At 60.0% G+C, this 18,318-nt stretch carries 21 protein-coding genes and 2 pseudogenes; 11 read left to right on the top strand and 12 right to left on the bottom strand.

The genetic code is table 11. From position 1 onward, the window contains the following. Positions 1 to 1,611 carry an ABC transporter substrate-binding protein gene (locus tag LT965_RS10080; RefSeq protein WP_232700673.1) on the bottom strand — a complete coding sequence of 537 codons (1,611 nt, stop codon included), beginning with the start codon at positions 1,609 to 1,611 and terminating at the stop codon, positions 1 to 3. 276 nt (positions 1,612 to 1,887) lie between these two features. On the opposite strand from LT965_RS10080, the gene LT965_RS10075 reads away from it, so the two are divergent. Further along, complete coding sequence (locus LT965_RS10075; protein WP_232700672.1) at positions 1,888 to 2,241, top strand: HesB/IscA family protein; 354 nt, start codon at positions 1,888 to 1,890, stop codon at positions 2,239 to 2,241. Positions 2,242 to 2,408: 167 nt separating this feature from the next. Then, on the top strand, positions 2,409 to 2,606 hold the full coding sequence (locus tag LT965_RS10070) for a heavy-metal-associated domain-containing protein (RefSeq protein ID WP_232700671.1): 198 nt from the start codon (positions 2,409 to 2,411) through the stop codon (positions 2,604 to 2,606). 464 nt (positions 2,607 to 3,070) lie between these two features. On the opposite strand, the gene LT965_RS10065 is transcribed toward LT965_RS10070, so the two are convergent. From LT965_RS10065 to LT965_RS10055, 3 genes are all read right to left on the bottom strand, one after another. After that, positions 3,071 to 5,674, bottom strand: coding sequence for a heavy metal translocating P-type ATPase (locus LT965_RS10065; protein ID WP_232700670.1), 2,604 nt, complete (start codon positions 5,672 to 5,674; stop codon positions 3,071 to 3,073). Between the two features lie 104 nt (positions 5,675 to 5,778). Then, positions 5,779 to 6,378, bottom strand: coding sequence for an AsnC family transcriptional regulator (locus LT965_RS10060; protein ID WP_232700669.1), 600 nt, complete (start codon positions 6,376 to 6,378; stop codon positions 5,779 to 5,781). A gap of 424 nt (positions 6,379 to 6,802) precedes the next feature. Beyond that, positions 6,803 to 7,297 carry a CBS domain-containing protein gene (locus LT965_RS10055; protein WP_232700668.1) on the bottom strand — a complete coding sequence of 165 codons (495 nt, stop codon included), beginning with the start codon at positions 7,295 to 7,297 and terminating at the stop codon, positions 6,803 to 6,805. Between the two features lie 172 nt (positions 7,298 to 7,469). Here LT965_RS10055 and LT965_RS10050 point away from each other — a divergent pair, with 172 nt between their 5' ends. Both LT965_RS10050 and LT965_RS10045 read left to right on the top strand, forming a co-directional pair. Next, positions 7,470 to 8,843 carry a vitamin K epoxide reductase family protein gene (locus tag LT965_RS10050; protein WP_232700667.1) on the top strand — a complete coding sequence of 458 codons (1,374 nt, stop codon included), beginning with the start codon at positions 7,470 to 7,472 and terminating at the stop codon, positions 8,841 to 8,843. A gap of 75 nt (positions 8,844 to 8,918) precedes the next feature. After that, positions 8,919 to 9,848, top strand: coding sequence for a complex I NDUFA9 subunit family protein (locus LT965_RS10045; RefSeq protein WP_232700666.1), 930 nt, complete (start codon positions 8,919 to 8,921; stop codon positions 9,846 to 9,848). A gap of 22 nt (positions 9,849 to 9,870) precedes the next feature. Here the strand turns inward: LT965_RS10045 and LT965_RS10040 are convergent, their stop codons facing one another. The 7 genes and pseudogenes from LT965_RS10040 to LT965_RS10010 all read right to left on the bottom strand — a co-directional run bounded on the left by LT965_RS10040 (position 9,871) and on the right by LT965_RS10010 (position 13,376). Continuing rightward, positions 9,871 to 10,620 (bottom strand): plastocyanin/azurin family copper-binding protein, encoded by a 750-nt coding sequence (locus LT965_RS10040; protein ID WP_232700665.1) that lies wholly within the window; start codon positions 10,618 to 10,620, stop codon positions 9,871 to 9,873. Continuing rightward, positions 10,607 to 10,951: a thioredoxin family protein gene (locus LT965_RS10035; RefSeq protein ID WP_232700664.1), complete on the bottom strand. Its 345-nt coding sequence runs from the start codon at positions 10,949 to 10,951 to the stop codon at positions 10,607 to 10,609. Before LT965_RS10035 ends, LT965_RS10040 begins: the two co-directional genes overlap by 14 nt. A gap of 160 nt (positions 10,952 to 11,111) precedes the next feature. After that, positions 11,112 to 11,465 (bottom strand): SHOCT domain-containing protein, encoded by a 354-nt coding sequence (locus LT965_RS10030; protein ID WP_232700663.1) that lies wholly within the window; start codon positions 11,463 to 11,465, stop codon positions 11,112 to 11,114. After that, positions 11,462 to 11,887 (bottom strand): DUF302 domain-containing protein, encoded by a 426-nt coding sequence (locus tag LT965_RS10025; RefSeq protein WP_232700662.1) that lies wholly within the window; start codon positions 11,885 to 11,887, stop codon positions 11,462 to 11,464. The genes LT965_RS10030 and LT965_RS10025 overlap by 4 nt, the downstream gene beginning before the upstream one ends. 107 nt (positions 11,888 to 11,994) lie before the next feature. Beyond that, positions 11,995 to 12,378 (bottom strand): SHOCT domain-containing protein, encoded by a 384-nt coding sequence (locus LT965_RS16650; RefSeq protein ID WP_349292025.1) that lies wholly within the window; start codon positions 12,376 to 12,378, stop codon positions 11,995 to 11,997. Between the two features lie 128 nt (positions 12,379 to 12,506). After that, positions 12,507 to 12,862, bottom strand: a pseudogene (locus LT965_RS10015) (YHS domain-containing protein); the annotation flags it as partial. 4 nt (positions 12,863 to 12,866) lie between these two features. Continuing rightward, positions 12,867 to 13,376 (bottom strand): SRPBCC family protein, encoded by a 510-nt coding sequence (locus LT965_RS10010; RefSeq protein ID WP_232700659.1) that lies wholly within the window; start codon positions 13,374 to 13,376, stop codon positions 12,867 to 12,869. A gap of 237 nt (positions 13,377 to 13,613) precedes the next feature. On the opposite strand from LT965_RS10010, the gene LT965_RS10005 reads away from it, so the two are divergent. The 7 genes and pseudogenes from LT965_RS10005 to LT965_RS09975 all read left to right on the top strand — a co-directional run bounded on the left by LT965_RS10005 (position 13,614) and on the right by LT965_RS09975 (position 17,121). Continuing rightward, the gene (locus LT965_RS10005) at positions 13,614 to 14,093 is read left to right on the top strand and encodes a hypothetical protein (protein ID WP_232700658.1); all 480 of its coding nucleotides are present in this window, start codon (positions 13,614 to 13,616) and stop codon (positions 14,091 to 14,093) included. 1 nt (position 14,094) lies between these two features. Beyond that, the gene (locus tag LT965_RS10000) at positions 14,095 to 14,394 is read left to right on the top strand and encodes a hypothetical protein (protein WP_232700657.1); all 300 of its coding nucleotides are present in this window, start codon (positions 14,095 to 14,097) and stop codon (positions 14,392 to 14,394) included. A gap of 280 nt (positions 14,395 to 14,674) precedes the next feature. Beyond that, a complete protein-coding gene (locus LT965_RS09995; RefSeq protein WP_232700656.1) occupies positions 14,675 to 14,917 on the top strand; it encodes a hypothetical protein in 243 nt (80 codons plus the stop codon). A gap of 18 nt (positions 14,918 to 14,935) precedes the next feature. Further along, entirely contained in the window at positions 14,936 to 15,469 is a 534-nt protein-coding gene (locus tag LT965_RS09990) for an SRPBCC family protein (protein ID WP_232700655.1), read from the top strand. A 126-nt stretch (positions 15,470 to 15,595) separates the two neighbouring features. Continuing rightward, positions 15,596 to 15,985, top strand: a pseudogene (locus LT965_RS09985) (aconitase family protein); the annotation flags it as partial. A 300-nt stretch (positions 15,986 to 16,285) separates the two neighbouring features. Continuing rightward, positions 16,286 to 16,612: a universal stress protein gene (locus LT965_RS09980; protein WP_232700653.1), complete on the top strand. Its 327-nt coding sequence runs from the start codon at positions 16,286 to 16,288 to the stop codon at positions 16,610 to 16,612. Continuing rightward, positions 16,612 to 17,121: a universal stress protein gene (locus LT965_RS09975; RefSeq protein WP_232700652.1), complete on the top strand. Its 510-nt coding sequence runs from the start codon at positions 16,612 to 16,614 to the stop codon at positions 17,119 to 17,121. Before LT965_RS09980 ends, LT965_RS09975 begins: the two co-directional genes overlap by 1 nt. Positions 17,122 to 17,290: 169 nt before the next feature. Here the strand turns inward: LT965_RS09975 and LT965_RS09970 are convergent, their stop codons facing one another. After that, complete coding sequence (locus LT965_RS09970; protein ID WP_232700651.1) at positions 17,291 to 17,896, bottom strand: hypothetical protein; 606 nt, start codon at positions 17,894 to 17,896, stop codon at positions 17,291 to 17,293. Positions 17,897 to 18,318: the final 422 nt, after the last annotated feature.

The following is an 18,318-nucleotide window of genomic DNA, read 5'->3' as shown; positions in this document are numbered from 1 at the left end:
TTATTTGAGGTGCTTCGCGCCGGGCCAGCGGACCATCTCGTTGATCGGACGGAGGTCAAGGTTCTCGACGTCCTTGTACGACCCGACGACGTACTGCTGGTACGTCAGCGGCACGACGCTGGCTTCATCCTCCATGATGATCCGGAGCGCCTCTTCGTACTTCTCTTCTTTGAGCTCCTTGTCCCCGGTCTGGAACCCTTCCTCGATGAGTGTGTCGACCTCCTCGCCGGGGTTGTACACGCCGGTGCCGTTCTCCCCGTACAGGCGCTCGTTGACGTCCCCCTCGGAGTGGAACGTCTCGTAGATGAGGTAGTCGGCAGCGCCGCTGTTGGAACCCGAACCCTCGAGCACCAGGTGGCCCTCACCGTTCCGGACGGTGTCCTCGAACGCCGACTCCTCGACCTGGTTGATTGCGACGTCCACACCGATCTCGCTGTACCACTCCTGGAGCGCGGACGCAATGGTCCTGCCGCTGGGCGTCTCGGTGCTGACGAGGAACTGCAGCGTCTGTCCGTCGTAGGCGGACTCCTCGACCAGCGACGTCGCCTTCTCGACGTCCCGCTTGTACTCTGGCAGCTTCTCGTGGCCAGACCAGTAGATGGACTTGGCGACCGGTCCGCGAGCGGGCAGGCCGACGTTGTTGAGGATGGTGTCCACGAGGGTCTTCTGGGACGTCGCCAGGTTGAGCGCCTTGCGGAGTTTGACGTCGTTCGTCGGCTCCTTGTAGTTGTGGAGGCCCACGTACATCGCCCCCGGCGAGGTCTGCTTGGTGACCTGCGTGTTGCTGTTCTGCGACAGCGAATCGATCTTCGAACTGGGCGGCGCGTAGGCGACGTCCACCTCGTTGTTCTCGAGTGCGAGCGAACGGGTGGTCGGGTCGGTGATGACGCGGAAGTCGAGGTTCTGCATCTGGACATCGCCGTTCCAGTAGTCGTCGAATGCCTCTGTCTCCACGCGCTGGCCCTTCTTGCGGTTGGCCACCTGGTACGGGCCCGTGCCGATGACATCTTTGTTCTCGCGGCTCCGGTCGGGGTGCTGGATGGCCACCATGTTGTGCGCAATGGTGCCCGGGAACGTCGGGAAGACGTCCGTCGTCACGAACTCGACGGTCCGGTCGTCGAGTGCGGTGACGTTCTCCGGTTTGATGTGGAGCCAGCCTGGCGCGTACGACCACTCGTTGAGGACGGTTTCGAACGACCAGACGACGTGTTCGGCGGTCAGTGTCTCGCCGTTGTGGAACTTGACGCCGTCGCGGATGGTGAACTCCCAGGACTTCTCGCCCGTGGATTCCCAGTCGCTCGCCAGCCACGGTTGTAGTTCCATGTCGTCGGTGACCCAGATGAGGGGCTCGAGTGTGTTCGTGTAGTACGGCATGACGCCACCGTACACTGACCACACGCCGGCAGTGGGGTCGGTCGGCAGCGCGACCGTCAATTGGTCCTCGAGCTGGTTCTCGTCGTACGTCTTGGTCGTCGTCTCTCCGTCCGTCGAAGTACCGTCCGCCGACGTAGTGTCGTCGTCGGAATCACCCCCCGTACACCCTGCGAGAGTGACGGTGGTTCCGGCGGCAACGCCGGATAGTAGTTGTCTCCGTGACAGTTTCTCTTTCATTCCACTCGTGTGCAAGAGGCTCACATAGAACAATGTTACGCCATCATATGGCGGCTCATTTATAAGTAGTAAGCCAATAGTCTTATATACAAGTTATCGCCGCGGAATAAATCCCCGGTGCGCGCCCCTGCCAGTCGGCGCCAAGGTGAACCGTGGACGCAGGTGGCCAGACTCCCGGGAAGACAGGCCTACTCGCGCCTCGCTCGTTCACCGACACGGCCACCCCCCTGACAGCGTCACCCTTACTACCAAGGGAGGATAACGCCATTGATAAGCATGCCTAAGGACGACAACCCCAGCGGAGTAATCACGCTCACCAGCGACGCTGCGGAGCAGATCGAGTCCATGCTCCACATCCAGGGGTTCGACTCCGAAACCGCCGGACTCCGCGTGGCCGTTGAACGAGGCGGCTGTGCAGGACTCTCCTACCAGTTCGATCTGACAGACGACCCGGCAGTGGACGACGTCGTCTGCGAGACGAATCACATCACCGTGTTCGTCGACCGTCCGAGCCAGCAGTACCTCAACGGGTCTGAGGTCGCCATCGAGGACACTGCCCACGGGACCGGACTCAGCATCGACAACCCAAACGCCGACCAGCAGTGTGGTTGTGGACTGTCCTTTCAGTGAGGTCGTTGCCAACTCCGAAGACGGCGAACTGGCTCGATGACAGCCCAACGGTTTTCGAACCTACCACGAACCCCGGCCTGTTCTAAGAATCTAATCTCACCGGCGCGAGTTACAATGGATTCGAAGCAGCAACTGATAAAGACCGTCGCGTCCTACACGTAGACTGTATGTCGGAAACAATCACTGTCGAGGGAATGACGTGTGGACACTGTGAGCAGACCGTCGAAGAGGCGCTCAGTGACGTAGATGGCGTGACGAGTGCGGACGCAGACCGCGAATCCGACTCCGTGACCGTAGAGGGTACGTCGGACACCGACGCCCTCGTCGCTGCCGTCGACGACGCGGGCTACGACGCGTCGGCGTAACGCGCCCTCATCCAGCGCAGGCAGCCAGGTGTGGTCCACTACCGCCTGACGGAGGGGACCACTACGTCAGTATCTTCCTTCGCGGCGACCCATTACTCCCCGTTCAGTGTACTCCAGCGCAGGCTAGGAAGCCGGCCGTCCTCGACACCAAACTGGGGAGACGCAGAGTCCGTAGACGTCAATCGATTCGCCCCCCTCATATGCAGATGACTAGACAATAAAGGGCAATTAGCTTAAAGAGAGGGCGCTAAGCTCCCTTCCTCAAGGAGCCGCCGAAGGCGGCGAGTAGGGCGGGGTAGTTCACACGGTGTAGACAGTACTTCTGTAGCGCGGGAATTTCTCCCTCCTGGTCCTTCCACAGACTCTCGGTCGCGTGAACCTCCGTCCTCAGCGCTCACCGTCTCAACGAGATACGTATGTGTCGTTCAGCGGAAAAGAGTGGACACCCTCGAAAGGCCAGACGTTCAGCGGAAACGGCCGAGCAGCTTGTAGTCGTGATCGGGGGTGTACCGGCGGAACAGCAGGCTATTCGACAGTACGGATACGCTCGAGAACGCCATCGCGACAGCGGCAAGCACGGGCTGGAGCAGGCCGAGCGAGGCCAGCGGAATCATCGCCGTGTTGTAGCCCAGTGCCCACACGAGGTTCTGCTTGATCTTCGCCAGCGTCGCGTCCGAAATGCGGATCGCCTTCACGACGTCGACCGGATCGTCGCGCATCAGCGTCACGTCCGCAGCCTCGATGGCGACGTCCGTCCCCGACCCGATGGCCGTGCCGACGTACGCGACCGCGAGTGCGGGCGCGTCGTTGACGCCGTCGCCGACCATCATCGCTTTTCGACCGCCGTCCTGGATGGATTCCACGGCGTCCGACTTGTCCTCGGGGAGGACCTCCGCGCGGACGTTCTCGGGGTCGATTCCGACCTGCTTGGCGACAGCGCGAGCGGTGCGCTCGTTGTCGCCGGTGATCATCATCACGTCGACGCCGCGCGCTTCGAGCTGGCTCACGGCGTCTTTTGCACTCTCCTTGACTGTGTCGGCGTCCGCGACGACGCCCACGAGTTCACCCTCGTAGGCGACCAACATCGCCGTCTTGCCCTCGTTCTCGAGGCGCTCCATCGTCTCTTGAGCAGGCGCGGGGTCGATACCGTGGTCCCGGAGGAGCTTCCGGTTGCCGACCAGGACCTCACTGTTGTTCACGGTTGCTTTGATGCCGTGGCCGGGGACGTTCTCGAAGTCATCGGGGTCGGCCACATCGATACCGCGGTCTCTGGCTCCATCGACGATTGCCCGGGCGAGCGGGTGTTCGCTCGCACTCTCGGCGATCGCCGCGAACCGAAGTACGTCGTCCTCGCTAAGCCCCTCAGCAGCAGCGAATTGCCCGCCGTCAGTAGCGGGATTCCCACCGTCTGCGACAGGCTGGCCGTCGCTGTCGAAGACGACGATGTCGGTCAGTTCCATCTCGCCTTTCGTGAGCGTCCCGGTCTTGTCGAAGACGACGGTATCGACGTCCTTCGCCCGTTCGAGGACGTCGCCGCCTTTGAACAGGACGCCGTTCTGTGCACCGAGGGTCGTCCCGACCATCGTGGCGGCGGGCGTTGCCAGGCCCAGCGCGCAGGGGCAGGCGATGAGCACCGACGATGCGAATACGATTGTTGCGAACTCGAAGACCGAGACGCCTCCAGCGGCGACGGGACCACCTGCAACGAGGCCCCACAGCGGGAGCGCGGCGACGAAGCCTGCGAGGGCCTCGGGGAACAGGGACCAGACGACGCCCCAGAGGACGGCGTTCGCGATGACTGCGGGGACGAAGTACGCGGAGATGCGGTCCGCGAGGTTCTGGATGTCGGGCTGGCGGGACTGCGCTTCCTTCACCGTTTGCACGATCTGCTGGAGCGCCGTGTCTTCGCCGACCTTCGTCGCTTCGACGACGAGGACGCCGTTCTCGTTGATGGTGGAGCCGACCACTTCGTCGCCCTTGGATTTCTCGACGGGGACGGACTCGCCGGTCACCATCGACTCGTCGACTGCCGACTGGCCGTCGACGACGACGCCGTCGGTGGGAATCTGCTCGCCGGGCTTGACCTTCATCCGGTCGCCGACGTCGACCTCGTCGAGGGGGATCTCCGCCTCGGTTCCATCCTCGTCGATGACGGTGGCGGTGTCGGCCTCCATCTCGAGGAGTTTCCGGAGCGCTTCGCCGGCCTGGCCCTTCGAGCGGGCCTCGAGGTAGTTGCCGAGCGTGATGAATACGAGGATGAACGCTGCCGTGTCGAAGTACAGCCCGCCAGAGATCACTCCGAGCAGGACTGCCACGGAGTAGACGTAGGCGGTCGTCGAGCCCAGCGCGATCAGCACGTCCATGTTGGCGCGGCCGTTCGTGACGAGTGCCTTGTAGGAGTTCTCGTAGAACGGCTTACCGAGCACCACCTGGACAGGCGTCGCCAGCGCGAACGCGACCCATCCGGCCGGAAGGCCGAAGAGCTCGTCTCCCACGAGTCCGAGTCCCAGGAGGTGGTCGGCCATGAACACCAGCAGGGGGAGGGACAGTGCTGCGCCGAACAGCGTCAGCTGGAGTTGCCGACGGATTTCTTCTTGTCGGGCGGCCTCTCGGGCATCGCCTCCCGAGCCGTCGTCGGCTTTGGCGTCCTCTCGAACGGGCGAGTAGCCGGCGTTCTCGATGGCTTCGTAGAAGCCTCCCAGGTCCGCCTCGGCCGGATTGTACGTGATCTGTGCCTCGTCGGTCGCGAAGTTGGCGTCAGCGGCGACGACGCCCGGCGTCTTTTCGAGTGCGTCCTGGATCGTCTCCGAACAGTTCGCACACGACATGTCGGTGACCGCGATCGTGACCGAGTCGGTCACTGGCGAATACCCGGCGTCTTCTATCGCGTCGAATAGCTCCCCGAGTGAGACCTCCTCGGGGTCGTACGTAACCGACCCCTCGTCAGTGGCGAAGTTGATGTTCGCCTCCGAGACTCCGTCGAGTGAGGTGACGGCCTCGGAGATGGATTGTGAGCAGTTCGCACAACTCATCCCCTGGATATTGATGTGGCTGGTTCGCTGACTCATTATCTATACATACGGGCTCCCTATACAGTGTAGTTTCGCTTTCAGACATTCAGCTATCGTGAGGCCAGAGTTTCGAATACAAAGTGTGGTGTGCCGGACGCCACTCACTCAGCTTCCTGCTGAAGTCGATTGTACTTCTCTGTGAATCGACTCTCGCACGATGGACAACAGAACTGGTACAACTCTCCGTCGATACGGGTCGATGTTCCCTCGCTGTCGACCGTATTCCCGCACTGTGCACAGGTGAGGGCAAACTCCGTTCCGCCCAAGTTAGGCGACCAGTCCACCCCTGCCAGGAGCTTCACCTCGAAGTCGTCGAACGCGCCTTCGTCGAGGGTATCTGTAAGCCAGCCTGCGATGTCGTTGTCCTGGACTCTGGCGTAGATGACGAGGTCGGCTTCGGCCGTTGTGAACACGTGCTCGACTGCGCCGTCGTCCAAGAGTTGCTCTTTGATCGACCCAACAGAGGAACCCGTTGAGGAGACGTCGAGTGTGATCAACACTGGAATTCCGCCCCAGAGTTGTGAGCGATCGACATCGAGCGTGAAACGGTTGATGACTCCCATCTCCTGTAATCTCGCTACTCGGTCCGACACGGCCGGTGCCGAGAGACCGACTACGTCCGCGATGTCACTGTACGGCCGACGAGCGTCTGAGACCAGTAGCTGGAGGATCTCGAGGTCAGTTTCGTCGAGGTCGCGCATGGTTGACCAATGCGGGCGAATTACTAAAGCACTACGCCGATACTCCTTTTGATTCGAGCGTTTAGGTGGCCCTTCTGCTAAGCGTTCAAAGGGAGACCCCGAGGGGTTTACGATACCCACTCCAAACGTTCTCCAAGCGTTGCGTCATCGAGACGAAGACGACGAGTCAAACGAGCATCATCCCTACACCCCACAGTGATGAGATGGGATTTCCGACCATACCGCCGCCCCACCATTAGCTCATTCCCCCAATCATCGGCATCGCAAACACCACCATCAGTACTGGAATGAACACGGTGACACCCAGTACGATGAGGATGCTGCGAAGCAGGCCCTCTTCGGTTCAAATCGTTGCCACGGCTACCAGTTCGTCTTCGGCACTATCCCGACTGTAAACGCCCCTGTAACGGGTCTACAGTCTTGTTCAGCTCCTCTGGGGTGACCCAGCGTGGACGACGTCGGCGAGACTTTCGAGTTGCGCGGCCACGTGTGCACTCTCGCCCGCCAAGTGAACGACGAGATCGTCAAACGTGATGACCCCGACCACGTCCCCATCGTCCACCACTGGCACTCGGCGGATTTCCGCCTGATTCATGTGGTGGAGTAACCGCGGGACGCGTGCCTGCGATTCGATTGTCAGGGGGTCGGCGGTCATCACGTCATTAACAGTGAGGTCCGCCCCTGACCCTCCCCCGAGGACGTTCGTGCCGTGGTCGTCCGTCAGGAGGTGCATCGCGAGATCGCGATCCGTGACGATCCCGGCGAGCTCGTCGTCTTCCATGACAATGACGTCACCCACGTTCTCGTCGGCCATCGTCTGTGCAGCCTCACCGACTGTCGTGTCGGTGGATACGCTCACCACGTCCGTTCGCGCAATTCGCCCCACTCGGAGGTTGACATCAGAGCGCTCGTCGGACATCACACTACGAGTACGACAGCGAACTCGAAAAGTGTATAGACCAAGTTAGCCCGGCCTCGTCGATGAACGCCACCGTCCGACCGGACTACCCAATTCCCTCCTCACTAGTCCTGCGTCCGCCGGAGATACTTTCACTCGTGCACCCGTAGTTCGATTGTCGGCTGAATACGCCATGAGTGAGCGCCACAGCGCCACGTCCGACGGGATGGCCAGCCACGAGCACGAGTCCCAAGAGCCGGGGAGTATGATGCTCGAGCACCCGACGATGGAGCTATGGCCGCAGTATCCCATCGTTATCCTCGGCCTCTGGCTCATCGCGAGCCCGTTCACCTTCGGGTACGAGAGCGTCGCGATGACAGCCAGCGACATCGTCAGCGGGTCACTCCTGGTTGTCCTCGCCGCGACCGTGCTCGTTCGGCGGAACGGGTGGGCGAACTACGCGAACGGATTCGTCGGACTCTGGTTGCTGCTCGCGCCCCTCGTGTTCTGGGCACCGACGAGTGCCGCCTTCCTGAACGACACGCTCGTCGGTGTATTCGTCATCTCGTTCTCGGTACTCGTCGTGATGCGCATGGAGATGTCGGGTCCAGGCGTCCCGCGCGGGTGGACGTACAATCCTTCGAGCGCGGCCCAGCGGGCGCCGATCATCGTCGCCGGGCTCATCGGGTTCTTCTTCTCGACGCATATGGCCGCATTCCAGCTCGGCTACACCGAATTCGTCTTCGAGCCGTTCTTCGGGCAGGGAACGGTGAACGTGCTCACCTCCGATGTCTCGGAGATGTTCCCGATCTCGGACGCCGGGCTCGGCGCCGTTGCGTACGCCGTTGAAGTTCTGATGGGATTCATGGGCGACAAGCGCCGGTGGCGGACGATGCCGTGGATGGTCACGTTCTTCGGCATCGTCGTCATCCCCCTCGGGTTCGTCAGTATCATGCTCATCATCCTCCAGCCGCTGGCCGTCGGCTCGTGGTGTACGCTCTGTCTACTCTCGGCGCTGGCCATGCTGTTCATGATCGCGCTGACCGTCGACGAGGTCCTGGCGATGGGGCAGTTCCTCTACCGGCGGACCCAGGAGGGCGAGTCGCTGTGGCACGCGTTCTGGATGGGCGGGACGTTCCCCGAGACCGAAGCGGGCGTAGAAGGGGACACGCGGTCCGACGCCGCCTCGTTCTGGTCGATGTTCTGGGGGATGTCGATTCCGAGGTATCTCATCGTCGCCACGGGGCTCGGGCTCTGGTTGATGGCGTCCCCTGCGGTTTTCGGGACCACCGGTGGGGCCGCGGACAGCAGTCAGCTCGTCGGTGCACTCGTCGTGACGTTCTCCGTGATTGCCATGGGGGAACCCGCGCGCGTCGTCCGCTTCGTCAACGTCCCACTGGGGGTATGGATCGTCGTCGCACCGTGGATACTCACCGGCGCTTCGACGGTAGCAACCTGGAACAGCGTCGCTGTCGGAGTCCTCCTCATCATCGTCAGCATCCCCCGCGGGTCGATACGTGATCGGTACGGCACCTGGGACACCATCGCCGAGTACTCGATCATCTGACGCTACGGCTCCTACTGGTCGCAGGAATCCGAATGGTACTGAGGGTTTACGGACGCTCGCGGCGTAGTCTATCGTATGGAAACACTGGTCGTCGGCGGTGACGGGTTCGTCGGGCGCTACCTGTGTGCAGAGCTCGTCGAGCGAGGTCACGAAGTAACGTCGCTTTCACGCTCCCCCGACCCCGAGGTGTTGCCCAGCGAGGTCGACACGCTGAGCGGCGACGTGACCGACTACGACTCGATTGCGGGGGCGTTCGACGGGAAAGACGCCGCCGTCAACCTCACGGCGCTACCGCCGCTTCACCAACCGCGTTCAGGGACGTTCCACGACACCGTCTGTATCGGCGGGGCGATGAACGCCGCGCACGCCGCGAGCGAACACGACGTCGGTCAGTACGTCGAGATGAGTTCGCTGGGCGCTGGCATGGACAGCCCGGTTGCTTACTGGCGCACGCAGGGGATCGGCGACATGGTCGTCCAGTACTCCGACCTCGACTGGGTCGTCCTCCGGCCATCGTTCATCTTCGGTGAGGGCAGCGAGACGTTCGCGTTCATCAAGAACTACACGACCCCGTACGTGACGGTCCTCCCTGACGGCGGTCGGTACCCGGCGTTCCAGCCGATCTGGGTCGAGGACATGGCTCAGATCACCGCAGACGCGCTCGAGGACGACGAGCATGTCGGCCAAACCTACGATCTCGGTGGCCCGGAGGTCCTGACGTTCGGTGAGGTCACCCGGATGCTCTATCGTGCAGAGGGGAAGTCGGTCAAGATACTCCCCGTCCCGATGCAACTCGCGGAGATTGGCCTGTACGCGCTCGACCCCATCCCTGCAATTCCATTCGGCATCGACCAGGCGAGGGCACTGGAGATGTCGAACGTCACGGACCACAACGACATCGACGCGTTCGGACTGGAGCCGTCGGACTTACTGACCGTAGGGGAGTACCTCGGCGTAGACGCAGATCCTCAACGGACTCCCGAGCGAGTGACGTCACACGTGTAGCGATGGCCGGCGACACTGCACCTCACTGAGACTCGTTCTCACCAATTGTCTCCAACTGCTCACGGCGTCGCTGGAACTCCGCTTCGTCGATCTCGCCTCGATCGTATCGGCGTTCGAGGATTTCCAGCGCGGAATTGTCACTCCGAGAAGGAACGTCACCGCGGCCTAGTACCCAGTAGAGTAGTCCGCCGGCCAGCCCGAGCATTCCGAGTATCCCACCGACGAACGGCAACCCGCCGTTCCGGTCGTTCATCATTCCTGGCCCAGACCCCATCCCAGGCCCTCTCCGCCCCCCACCAGAGTTCCCGGCACCTCCGGTGTTAGATCCGTACGCTATTGCGCCCTGTTCGACGATCGTATCGCTCTCTGGCACGTTGCCGTCCGGAATCGGGCGCTCTTCGGCTGGCCCGCCGGGGCTGCCGACGACGATGCGACCGACCATCCCGACCGACTTGTGCGGGATGCAGTAGTAGTCGTATGTGCCCGGTTCCTCGAATGTATGCTCGAACCCTCCTGAGGAGATGACCCCACTATCGAATGCGGTGGCGTTAGCTGGAATCCGGTTTTCGTAGGCGGTCGCCGAGTGCGCCCCGGCAGCGATCTCGAAGCGAACGGTCGTGCCGGGTTCGACGTGTAGCCCGACCGGGTCGAAGTAGTTGTTCCCCATCCTGACGACGGGCGTCTCCTGTGCACTAACTGACTGGGTGAGTCCCGCCATCACGGCCGTGCTAGTCCCGAGCGCTCCTAGAAACTGGCGTCTACTGTAGTTCATTGTCTGAATTAGTCGGTTTCCGGTATCCTCGTACGATGCTCGCGAGGCGTTCTGCGAGTCCGGTCGATTGCTGGGCTGCCCGTTCGATAGCCGCCTCCGTCTCGTCGCGCTCGACGATTCCGATGAACTCGTCAGTCCGTTCCCCGTTCGCGTAGACGAGTGTCGTGGGTGTCTTTCGGACTCCGTACTCTTCTGCCGTCTCCAGGTCGTTCTGAATGTCGACCTCCCGGAATTCGACGTCCGGATTCGCGTCCTCGATGCCCTCGTTTTTCTCTCGTTGTGTTGTGCACGCCCCGCACGTTTCCTGGGTGAAGAGGATTACTTCGGTCACACCCCCACTATGGTCTTGTGCCTTTTGCACATTCCTATTAACATCCAAAAGCCGGTGGAGTTCTAGAATCCAGATTCGAAGGGGACCGATAGAACCGATCCCCGGGGTAGATGTTCGCGTCGGTTATTCTGAAATCGTAGATATCCGGGCTGTGATTGCTCTACTCCGAGCGTTCGAGTTTATCTCGACGAGCCTCGAACTCTTCGTCGGTAATGTCACCACGAGCGTACGCCGTGCGCAACTCCTCTATTGCAGGATCCCGGGATGACTCTGATTCCGCTACGCGGCGGAAGACGAGGTATCCACCACCGAGCAAAACGAGGAGGAATCCGAGGGGAACAAGCATTCCGACGAATGGCCACCAGCCGCTCGTCGGCCCGGACTCACCCATCATACCGCCGTACCCCATCATTCCGCCGAAACCCATCCCCATCGTGAGCAACGGGAGGACGATGATCGCCCCCAGAATCAGGAGGATGATAGTCGTGGTGTCGAGTTGGTTCGACGAACTCATCGGTTCTCAGCCCCCGAAGTAGTTTCAAGTTCCTGGGAGACAGCGTCGAGGACTCGCTCGAATCTGTCGTGGACTTCAGTGCCGATGGAATCGAGCGCGGCGTTGTCCGCGATGCCAACCAGCTGTTGCGGATCGACTGCACTCACCATGACCTCGCCGTTATCGGTTTCGTAGACGATGACGTTACACGGGAGGAGTGCGCCGAGTTCGATTTCTTCGGTCAGTCCTTCGTATGCCAGAGGTGGATTGCATGCACCGAGAATGCGGTACTGGCGGAATTCTTCGCCGAGTTTCTCCTTGAGCGTCGCCTGGATGTCGATGTCACAGAGGACGCCGAATTCTTCGTCTTCGAGCGCTGCGATCGTCGTGTCGACGACGTCGTCGAAATCGCCAGTGACTGAAGTCTGTATTGTGTATTCCATGTAATATTATACCCCGTCCACGGGGTTAACGGTTGGGTGCCGCAACGGCGGGCGTTGGGAGTGTGATGTATCGGCTGGAACAGCAACTGTTCCAGTCATCCGGTGCGTTAGAGTTGTTCTCGCCGTCGATCGAATTCATCGTCCGAGAGCTCACCGCGGGCGTAGCGCTCGCGGAGAACCGACAGCGGCTTCTCATTGTTCCCGCCGGACCCTCGGTTGAGTAGCGCATAGACGAGGTATAGCGGGACGGCGATGAGGAGACCCATCCAGAGGAGCCCCCAGAGCCCCATCGCTCCGCCGAAAAGGCCCCAGCTGCTCTCGCCCATCATGCCGCCGCCGTAGCTCCCGTCACCGTGGGCAGCAGCCGTTCCAGTCGCCGCGACCAGCAGCGGGACAGAGAGTATCGCGAGTCGCCGAGCAGTGCGTCCGCAATGAGGATAGCAACGAGCAAGCCACCGACTCCTGTATCGCCTCTCCGTCGATTCATCCATCCCACCTCGATCTGCCAGTATCTCCATTCATGCCTGAGAGTTGGCGAGACATCCGTGCACCAGTCTTGATTGGTCGAGACAAGACTCGGGACTGCCTGGCCACGACCGTTAATATCACGCCGTGGCGTTCAGTGATGCTCATGGCTCTGGGAACCCCCACTTCTGAGACTTGGGGGTGCTGATGTGCGAATTCGGAGGGGTGCTTCTCGAACGATTGCTTGCATCGCTTCGAGCAGAAGTAGTACGTCTCGCCAGCGTGGGTGAGGGTCGGCCCGCTGTCGTCGGTTCGCATCCCACAGACGGGGTCGCGGTACTGGCCAGGCGCGCCGAGTCCTCGGCGGTAGACGTAGTAGAGGAATCCCGTGAGCGCGAAGGCGATGATATTGAGGTAGAACGTGTAGTTAAGTTCGAAGTACATCTGTTCGAACGCCGTCCGCCCACCGGTGAGGTTCAGGACGATGCCGAGAGTGTTGAACAGTTCCTCCGCATTATCTCTCGAACGCATCGCGCACGCTTTCGATCATCTGGTGTACACACCATTTTGCGTACATTCTGCCTAACAAACGGCCCAGCCAAACGTTCCTGGAGGGTAAATCGTACTCGAGTGATACGCGAAGCAGCGAACGATCATCTTCCGACTCTATGATGTTGCTCCATCGGTAATGACCGATGACGACGAGCTTCACGTCTCCAACGGTCTCCCACACCTTTCTGTACGGCGGCTCGTACTCGGTGATGACTTCGTCTAAAGACAGTGGAATTCCGAACGCGTTGCCGCTCATACGGATGTGGGAGCCGACTTTCTGGCCGTGCCCCTCGTCAACTGTCGTTTCCATGCGCCCACCACCCATCATCCAAGACGACTGGCTCATGTGCGCGGAAAGTGCGGCGTGATCGTCAACAACGGCAAAGATGTCTGCAGCACTCGCGTCGATTACTGCACTCTCTTCATACCTTCTGGCGAACGTCCGTTTCTCTGGACGAATAGCTTGGACCATGGTTTCGCATCCGAAGTACTACTTCGCGTTCGTCCATCGTTAGCGTATCGACGAACCAGGTGGCGCCATTGGTCCAGGTTCGTACTTGCTGAAGGCATCGACGATAGTAACTGGAGAGTAAAGGCTATCGAAGTCATCGGTATTAGCAGTGATTCCTGGGAAGATCGAGGCCCACTCCCTCTCTGTCAACAGTTCAGGGAGGTCAATGCTATGTGGTAGCTCATCGAATATCTTCACATGCCACACCCAGGAATTGGGGTTCACGCCCTGTTTGGCGAGGTATCGGCGATTCTGTTCCTCTGGACGTTCGTCGAGTTGTATCGGGGCGTTGACCGGACGAACGTGGTTCGAGTCAGACGCATCTCTCTCGTGGCGCTACTCTCGCTCGCGTTGGCGTGGATCGTCGGCGGGAACTACTACTTAACCGGCTACCAGCAGATCAAGGACACGATCGTTCAAGGCCCGCAACCGTGGAGTCATCTCGTCTTCATGGAAGCCAAAGAACACATCTTTCTCTTTCTCCCAATCCTCGCCGTTCTCCAAACGATGACGTTACAAGCCCAAGACGAGATCACCGGTGATTCGCGGTACGCGTTACTCGTAATCACGGGACTTCTCGTCATCCTCGTATTCCTTATGGCGGGGATGGGTTACCTGATTTCGAGTGGATTCAGGGCGGCGACGGGCCCGACAACACTCCTCGGGGGTGGCTTTTGAGATGGCGGCCGGCTCCCAGTTCCGGTACTACGTCGCGACGGTCGGATCCATCTGGTTCGTCACTGCCGTCTCAATCGCGACGGAACTCTCCCCTGGCCTCAAGGACCTCATTGCGAGCGTATTCGCACATCATTGGCTCGGAAAGAGCATCCTGACGCTCGTCGTGTTCGGCCTCATCGTGGCGGTCACGCCACAGCGTCAATTCGACGACCGGCGGTGGGCGAACTACGTGCTTGTGAGCGTCATCGTCGGCAGTCTTCTCATCCTTGGTTACTTCTTCTTTCACTATCTCTCGACGTAAGCTGGAGAGGATTTGGCATCAACAACTGGGCTTCCAATATCGGCCACGCAACGAGCCATACAATAGTGGCTACTCCCTGTTCCACGCAGTGGGGGGCTTCGACGGAGTCAGAATTCGAGACACAATCCTCCGTGAAAGGATGGTAGCAAGTGAGCGATAAGATCGAGTACACCTTCGATTATAAGGAGGAATCTGCTTGAACGCACACGCCGTATCTTCACGTATGGGCACCACTACCACAGATCGTGGGGAGTACCAGACAGAAGCCGCTTATGAGGTGATGCACCTCGATGCACTGGCACTCGCGGGTGCAGCAGCAGTCGTCTCTGCGGTCGGGATGCTCCTGCTCGGCGTGTTCGGCGCGATCGGCATCTACGAGGGTGCGGTCGCGATGATGGAACAGTGGCACCTGTTCTTCGAACCGACCGTTATCGGAACCGTGGCGGGCATGATCGAAGCAGCGGTGATCAGCTTCGTGCTCGTGTATCCCTTCGCGTGGCTGTACAACGTCTTCGCGAGGTAGGGGGAGACAGAGACACATATGTACGTCACCGATAAAGCCGAAATCACCATCGAGGCCACTCCCGAGGAAATCTGGAAGTACGTGACCGACCCCGTCCACTGGACGGCGTCGAACCCCGAGGAACACTATGGGCTCGAATACGACACGCCCGATAACCGTCCCCGAGAGGGCGCAACGTTCCACCAGGCCGAAGAGGTCGCCGGGATGTACGCCGACCTGCATGGCCGATTCCAGTATATCGACCATCCCAACGTGGCGGTCTGGACGGGGACGGCGTACTATCCGCTCCTTCGCGGACTCGTCACTGTTCGGATTCCCGAAGGAGGGACCATTCGACTCGAAGAGACTGCAGACGGGACTCGGATGTCACACGCCGTCTGGATGGACTTCCCGAACAACCGACGGGGACGGGCGCTGAAATGGGTGTTCACGACCGCTCTCAATGGGAAGGCGAAACTCTACGACCACACGAACAAGGAACTCGTCTTCTTCAAGGACCGCATCGAATCGGCGGCACCTGAGAAACCGAAGCCACCGGGGACGAGTTCGTAGCAGAATCAGTCCTAAACCGAATCATGTACACTGCCATTCTCATTCCACCCGATAGAAGTGACCGTCCACATCGTCATCCCGTCCATGGGGAGACGATTCAAGGGCCACGTCACCGTAGGAATAGGTATGAACGAACCGTCTCCATTCGACGCAATTCGCGAATTCGAGTTCGACGGCACCCCATAGAAGATGGCCGACCTCACAGTCCTCGGAGACGAGGGTCTCTGTGAACTCGATCGGGTCCCCGTCAGTATCCGCGTGCTCCTCGAGTCCGTTCTCCGCAACGTCGACGGAGAGACGGTAACCGCCGAAGACGTTCGCAATGCTGCCTCGTGGGAACCCGAGGTACCAAACGTCGAACTCCCATTCACGCCCTCCCGAGTCGTCCTGCAGGACCTCACCGGTGTACCTGCCGTGGTCGACCTCGCAGCACTCCGATCAGCGGTCGATCGAAAGGGCAAGGATCCAACCATCGTCGAGCCGGACGTCCCTGCTCCATCAGATCTTGTACGAGATGAGCAGCCATTTGCCTCAAGGACTGTGGGAGAGGGAATCGAATTTCAGGCCATGAGCTCACGAACAGCCGGGCAGGATCGCGAGCCCTCGCCCGCGTTCGGCGGGTACTCGAAAGTTCGAAGTCTGAGCAGAGGCGGGCGCGTGAACTACCTCGTACCCCCGTAGATCTCCTCCATGCGAGCAGAAGCAGACGACAGCAGAAATCGAATCATTTCTCGAAATTTCCCCAGTCTTGCTCAGAGTCCCGCCAATGTCCCCCGGCCGAGAACATCTAACACAGTTGGAGCCGTATAATCTACCATGCCCCGGAACGTACTGGTACCGACAGACGGGTCGCCACTCTCGAAAGAAGCGTTCGAGCACGCCATAGATACGTTCCCGGACGGACACTTCACGCTCATTCACGTCACTGGCCTCCGATATATCGTACTGAACGACGACAACCTGAACCCCGAGGAGAAACTCACCGAGTTAGTAGACCTTGCAGAACGCCACGATATCGAGGTAGAGACCGAGATTCGAGCCGGCCGCCCGAGTCGTGAAATCGTCACCTACAGCGAGGAAAACGACATCGACGAGATCGTGATGGGGAGCCACGGCAGAGAGAGAGAGCCTCACGGATCCTGATGGGGAGCGTCGCCGAGCGCGTACTGCGGCGAGCGCCCGTCCCCGTCACGATTGTTCGCCCCAATCAACGAACGGGTGAGAAGCATCATCTCGTTCCAATCGACGGCTCAGAACAGTCGAGAAAAGCCCTCGAATACGCGTTCACGGTCTTCCCAGACGTCGAAGCAACAGTACTCCATGCAATCGATCCGCTGGAAACCCACTACGGTGAGGGACAATTTGTTCACACCCCAGCACAGTACGAGCAGATCGAAGCGGAAGCAGAGCAACTACTGGCAGACGCAGAAGACCTCGCTCGCGAGTACGACGTCGACGTATCGACGACGGTGTTTGCCGGACAGAAACCGAATCGGCCAGTGAACGCGATTCTCGAGTACGTCGACGACGGGAACGTCGACCACGTGATCATGGGTAGTCACGGTCGGTCCGGCACGTCGAGGATTCTCCTCGGAAGTGTCGCAGAATTCGTTGCCAGACGGTCACCTGCACCGGTTACCGTCGTCCGCTAATACGCATCACTACTCGACGCGTATCCCGCACGAGTATTCGAACACCCCTTCGAACTGGTAGACCCTACGACCCTCGATTTGCAGCGTTCAGCAACCAACTGTTCCCGACAATAGAATATTGAAGAACAGGCCTCAATAGAGCCGTCCGTGGGCGATTATGGACAGTAGATTACAACCGGGGCGTCTTGCTATCGAAGAGAGCGGTGAATCGGGCCAGAAGGACCAGAACGATCGCCACTCCGAGGACGGGATATTCGACGGCGACCACCAGCCATTTCGCCGATTGAGTCGTGTTCATCAAGCTGATGAGAGCGCTGGGATAGCTATCGGGGTTCGAGTAGATCAGGATAACCCAGAGATTCTCCAGTGCATCGAGGAGCCGTGAACAGACGGTCAGCACCATCCCGAGCTTCGGAACCACCACCAGGCGGGCGTCGAACGCCAGTCGCTTCATCGCCAGCGAGTGAAGCGAGAAGAAGAGGAAGAACCCAGCGACGATGAAGACGTAATCCAGGACAGAGAGGAGTACAACCGAATCCATGACCGGCTCGAAAGCCTGGAGGATGGTGTCCACTTCACTCCGAGTTGTTGCCTCCTGTAGCTCTGCGGTCGAATATCCGGACGTCTCGATCTCCCTCGTGACCGGCACGAAGCCGAAGACGATGGTTCCGACGAACACACAGAACGAGATGAACGCGACGACACCGTGAGTTCTAGAGGAGGCGGCCTCCGCGTACGCTTCGACCGGTCGGAAGACGCTGATCTCGCCTCGCATATTTGCGACTGGTACTGTCAGTTGTTGAGTGGCCCCGTTGATAAAGAATGAGTTAGCGCTACAATCCAGATGATTGGCTATCCGAGTGACTCGACGTCGTTGAAGCTAGTTTCGAAACCCAGTATTCGAGTGGTAGAGTTGTCTCTACCCGGACTCTGAGTTGAAGTGAGAATCGCAGAGTGAGTGGATGGGGCCTGGCGAGTCGTCCCCGAGAAACTCCTGGGTCGTCAATAAGCAGTGAGAGTCGGATTCAGCCGATGGTACGTGTCTAAGAGAACTCGCCTGCCCAGGTGGTGAGTGACCGGACGGATGTCGGACAGACCGCCCTCGATCGGAAGTACGAGAAGCGAGAGAAGCTCGAGCAACATCGCCGATACCCACCAGGCCACGAAAATGAGTCGTAGATACCGCTACAGGACGGC

The sequence above is a fragment of the Halobacterium wangiae genome, assembly GCF_021249345.1.
GTDB lineage: Archaea > Halobacteriota > Halobacteria > Halobacteriales > Halobacteriaceae > Halobacterium > Halobacterium wangiae.
This window is presented reverse-complemented; position numbering and strand designations above follow the sequence as displayed.

Bases quoted from the DNA above. Each gene is read 5' to 3' on its own strand.
- LT965_RS10080 (WP_232700673.1), bottom strand. From the start codon at position 1,611: ATGAAAGAGAAACTGTCACGGAGACAACTACTATCCGGCGTTGCCGCC.
- LT965_RS10075 (WP_232700672.1), top strand. From the start codon at position 1,888: ATGCCTAAGGACGACAACCCCAGCGGAGTAATCACGCTCACCAGCGAC.
- LT965_RS10070 (WP_232700671.1), top strand. From the start codon at position 2,409: ATGTCGGAAACAATCACTGTCGAGGGAATGACGTGTGGACACTGTGAG.
- LT965_RS10065 (WP_232700670.1), bottom strand. From the start codon at position 5,674: ATGAGTCAGCGAACCAGCCACATCAATATCCAGGGGATGAGTTGTGCG.
- LT965_RS10060 (WP_232700669.1), bottom strand. From the start codon at position 6,378: ATGCGCGACCTCGACGAAACTGACCTCGAGATCCTCCAGCTACTGGTC.
- LT965_RS10055 (WP_232700668.1), bottom strand. From the start codon at position 7,297: ATGTCCGACGAGCGCTCTGATGTCAACCTCCGAGTGGGGCGAATTGCG.
- LT965_RS10050 (WP_232700667.1), top strand. From the start codon at position 7,470: ATGAGTGAGCGCCACAGCGCCACGTCCGACGGGATGGCCAGCCACGAG.
- LT965_RS10045 (WP_232700666.1), top strand. From the start codon at position 8,919: ATGGAAACACTGGTCGTCGGCGGTGACGGGTTCGTCGGGCGCTACCTG.
- LT965_RS10040 (WP_232700665.1), bottom strand. From the start codon at position 10,620: ATGAACTACAGTAGACGCCAGTTTCTAGGAGCGCTCGGGACTAGCACG.
- LT965_RS10030 (WP_232700663.1), bottom strand. From the start codon at position 11,465: ATGAGTTCGTCGAACCAACTCGACACCACGACTATCATCCTCCTGATT.
- LT965_RS10025 (WP_232700662.1), bottom strand. From the start codon at position 11,887: ATGGAATACACAATACAGACTTCAGTCACTGGCGATTTCGACGACGTC.
- LT965_RS16650 (WP_349292025.1), bottom strand. From the start codon at position 12,378: ATGGATGAATCGACGGAGAGGCGATACAGGAGTCGGTGGCTTGCTCGT.
- LT965_RS10010 (WP_232700659.1), bottom strand. From the start codon at position 13,376: ATGGTCCAAGCTATTCGTCCAGAGAAACGGACGTTCGCCAGAAGGTAT.
- LT965_RS10005 (WP_232700658.1), top strand. From the start codon at position 13,614: ATGCCACACCCAGGAATTGGGGTTCACGCCCTGTTTGGCGAGGTATCG.
- LT965_RS10000 (WP_232700657.1), top strand. From the start codon at position 14,095: ATGGCGGCCGGCTCCCAGTTCCGGTACTACGTCGCGACGGTCGGATCC.
- LT965_RS09995 (WP_232700656.1), top strand. From the start codon at position 14,675: ATGCACCTCGATGCACTGGCACTCGCGGGTGCAGCAGCAGTCGTCTCT.
- LT965_RS09990 (WP_232700655.1), top strand. From the start codon at position 14,936: ATGTACGTCACCGATAAAGCCGAAATCACCATCGAGGCCACTCCCGAG.
- LT965_RS09980 (WP_232700653.1), top strand. From the start codon at position 16,286: ATGCCCCGGAACGTACTGGTACCGACAGACGGGTCGCCACTCTCGAAA.
- LT965_RS09975 (WP_232700652.1), top strand. From the start codon at position 16,612: ATGGGGAGCGTCGCCGAGCGCGTACTGCGGCGAGCGCCCGTCCCCGTC.
- LT965_RS09970 (WP_232700651.1), bottom strand. From the start codon at position 17,896: ATGCGAGGCGAGATCAGCGTCTTCCGACCGGTCGAAGCGTACGCGGAG.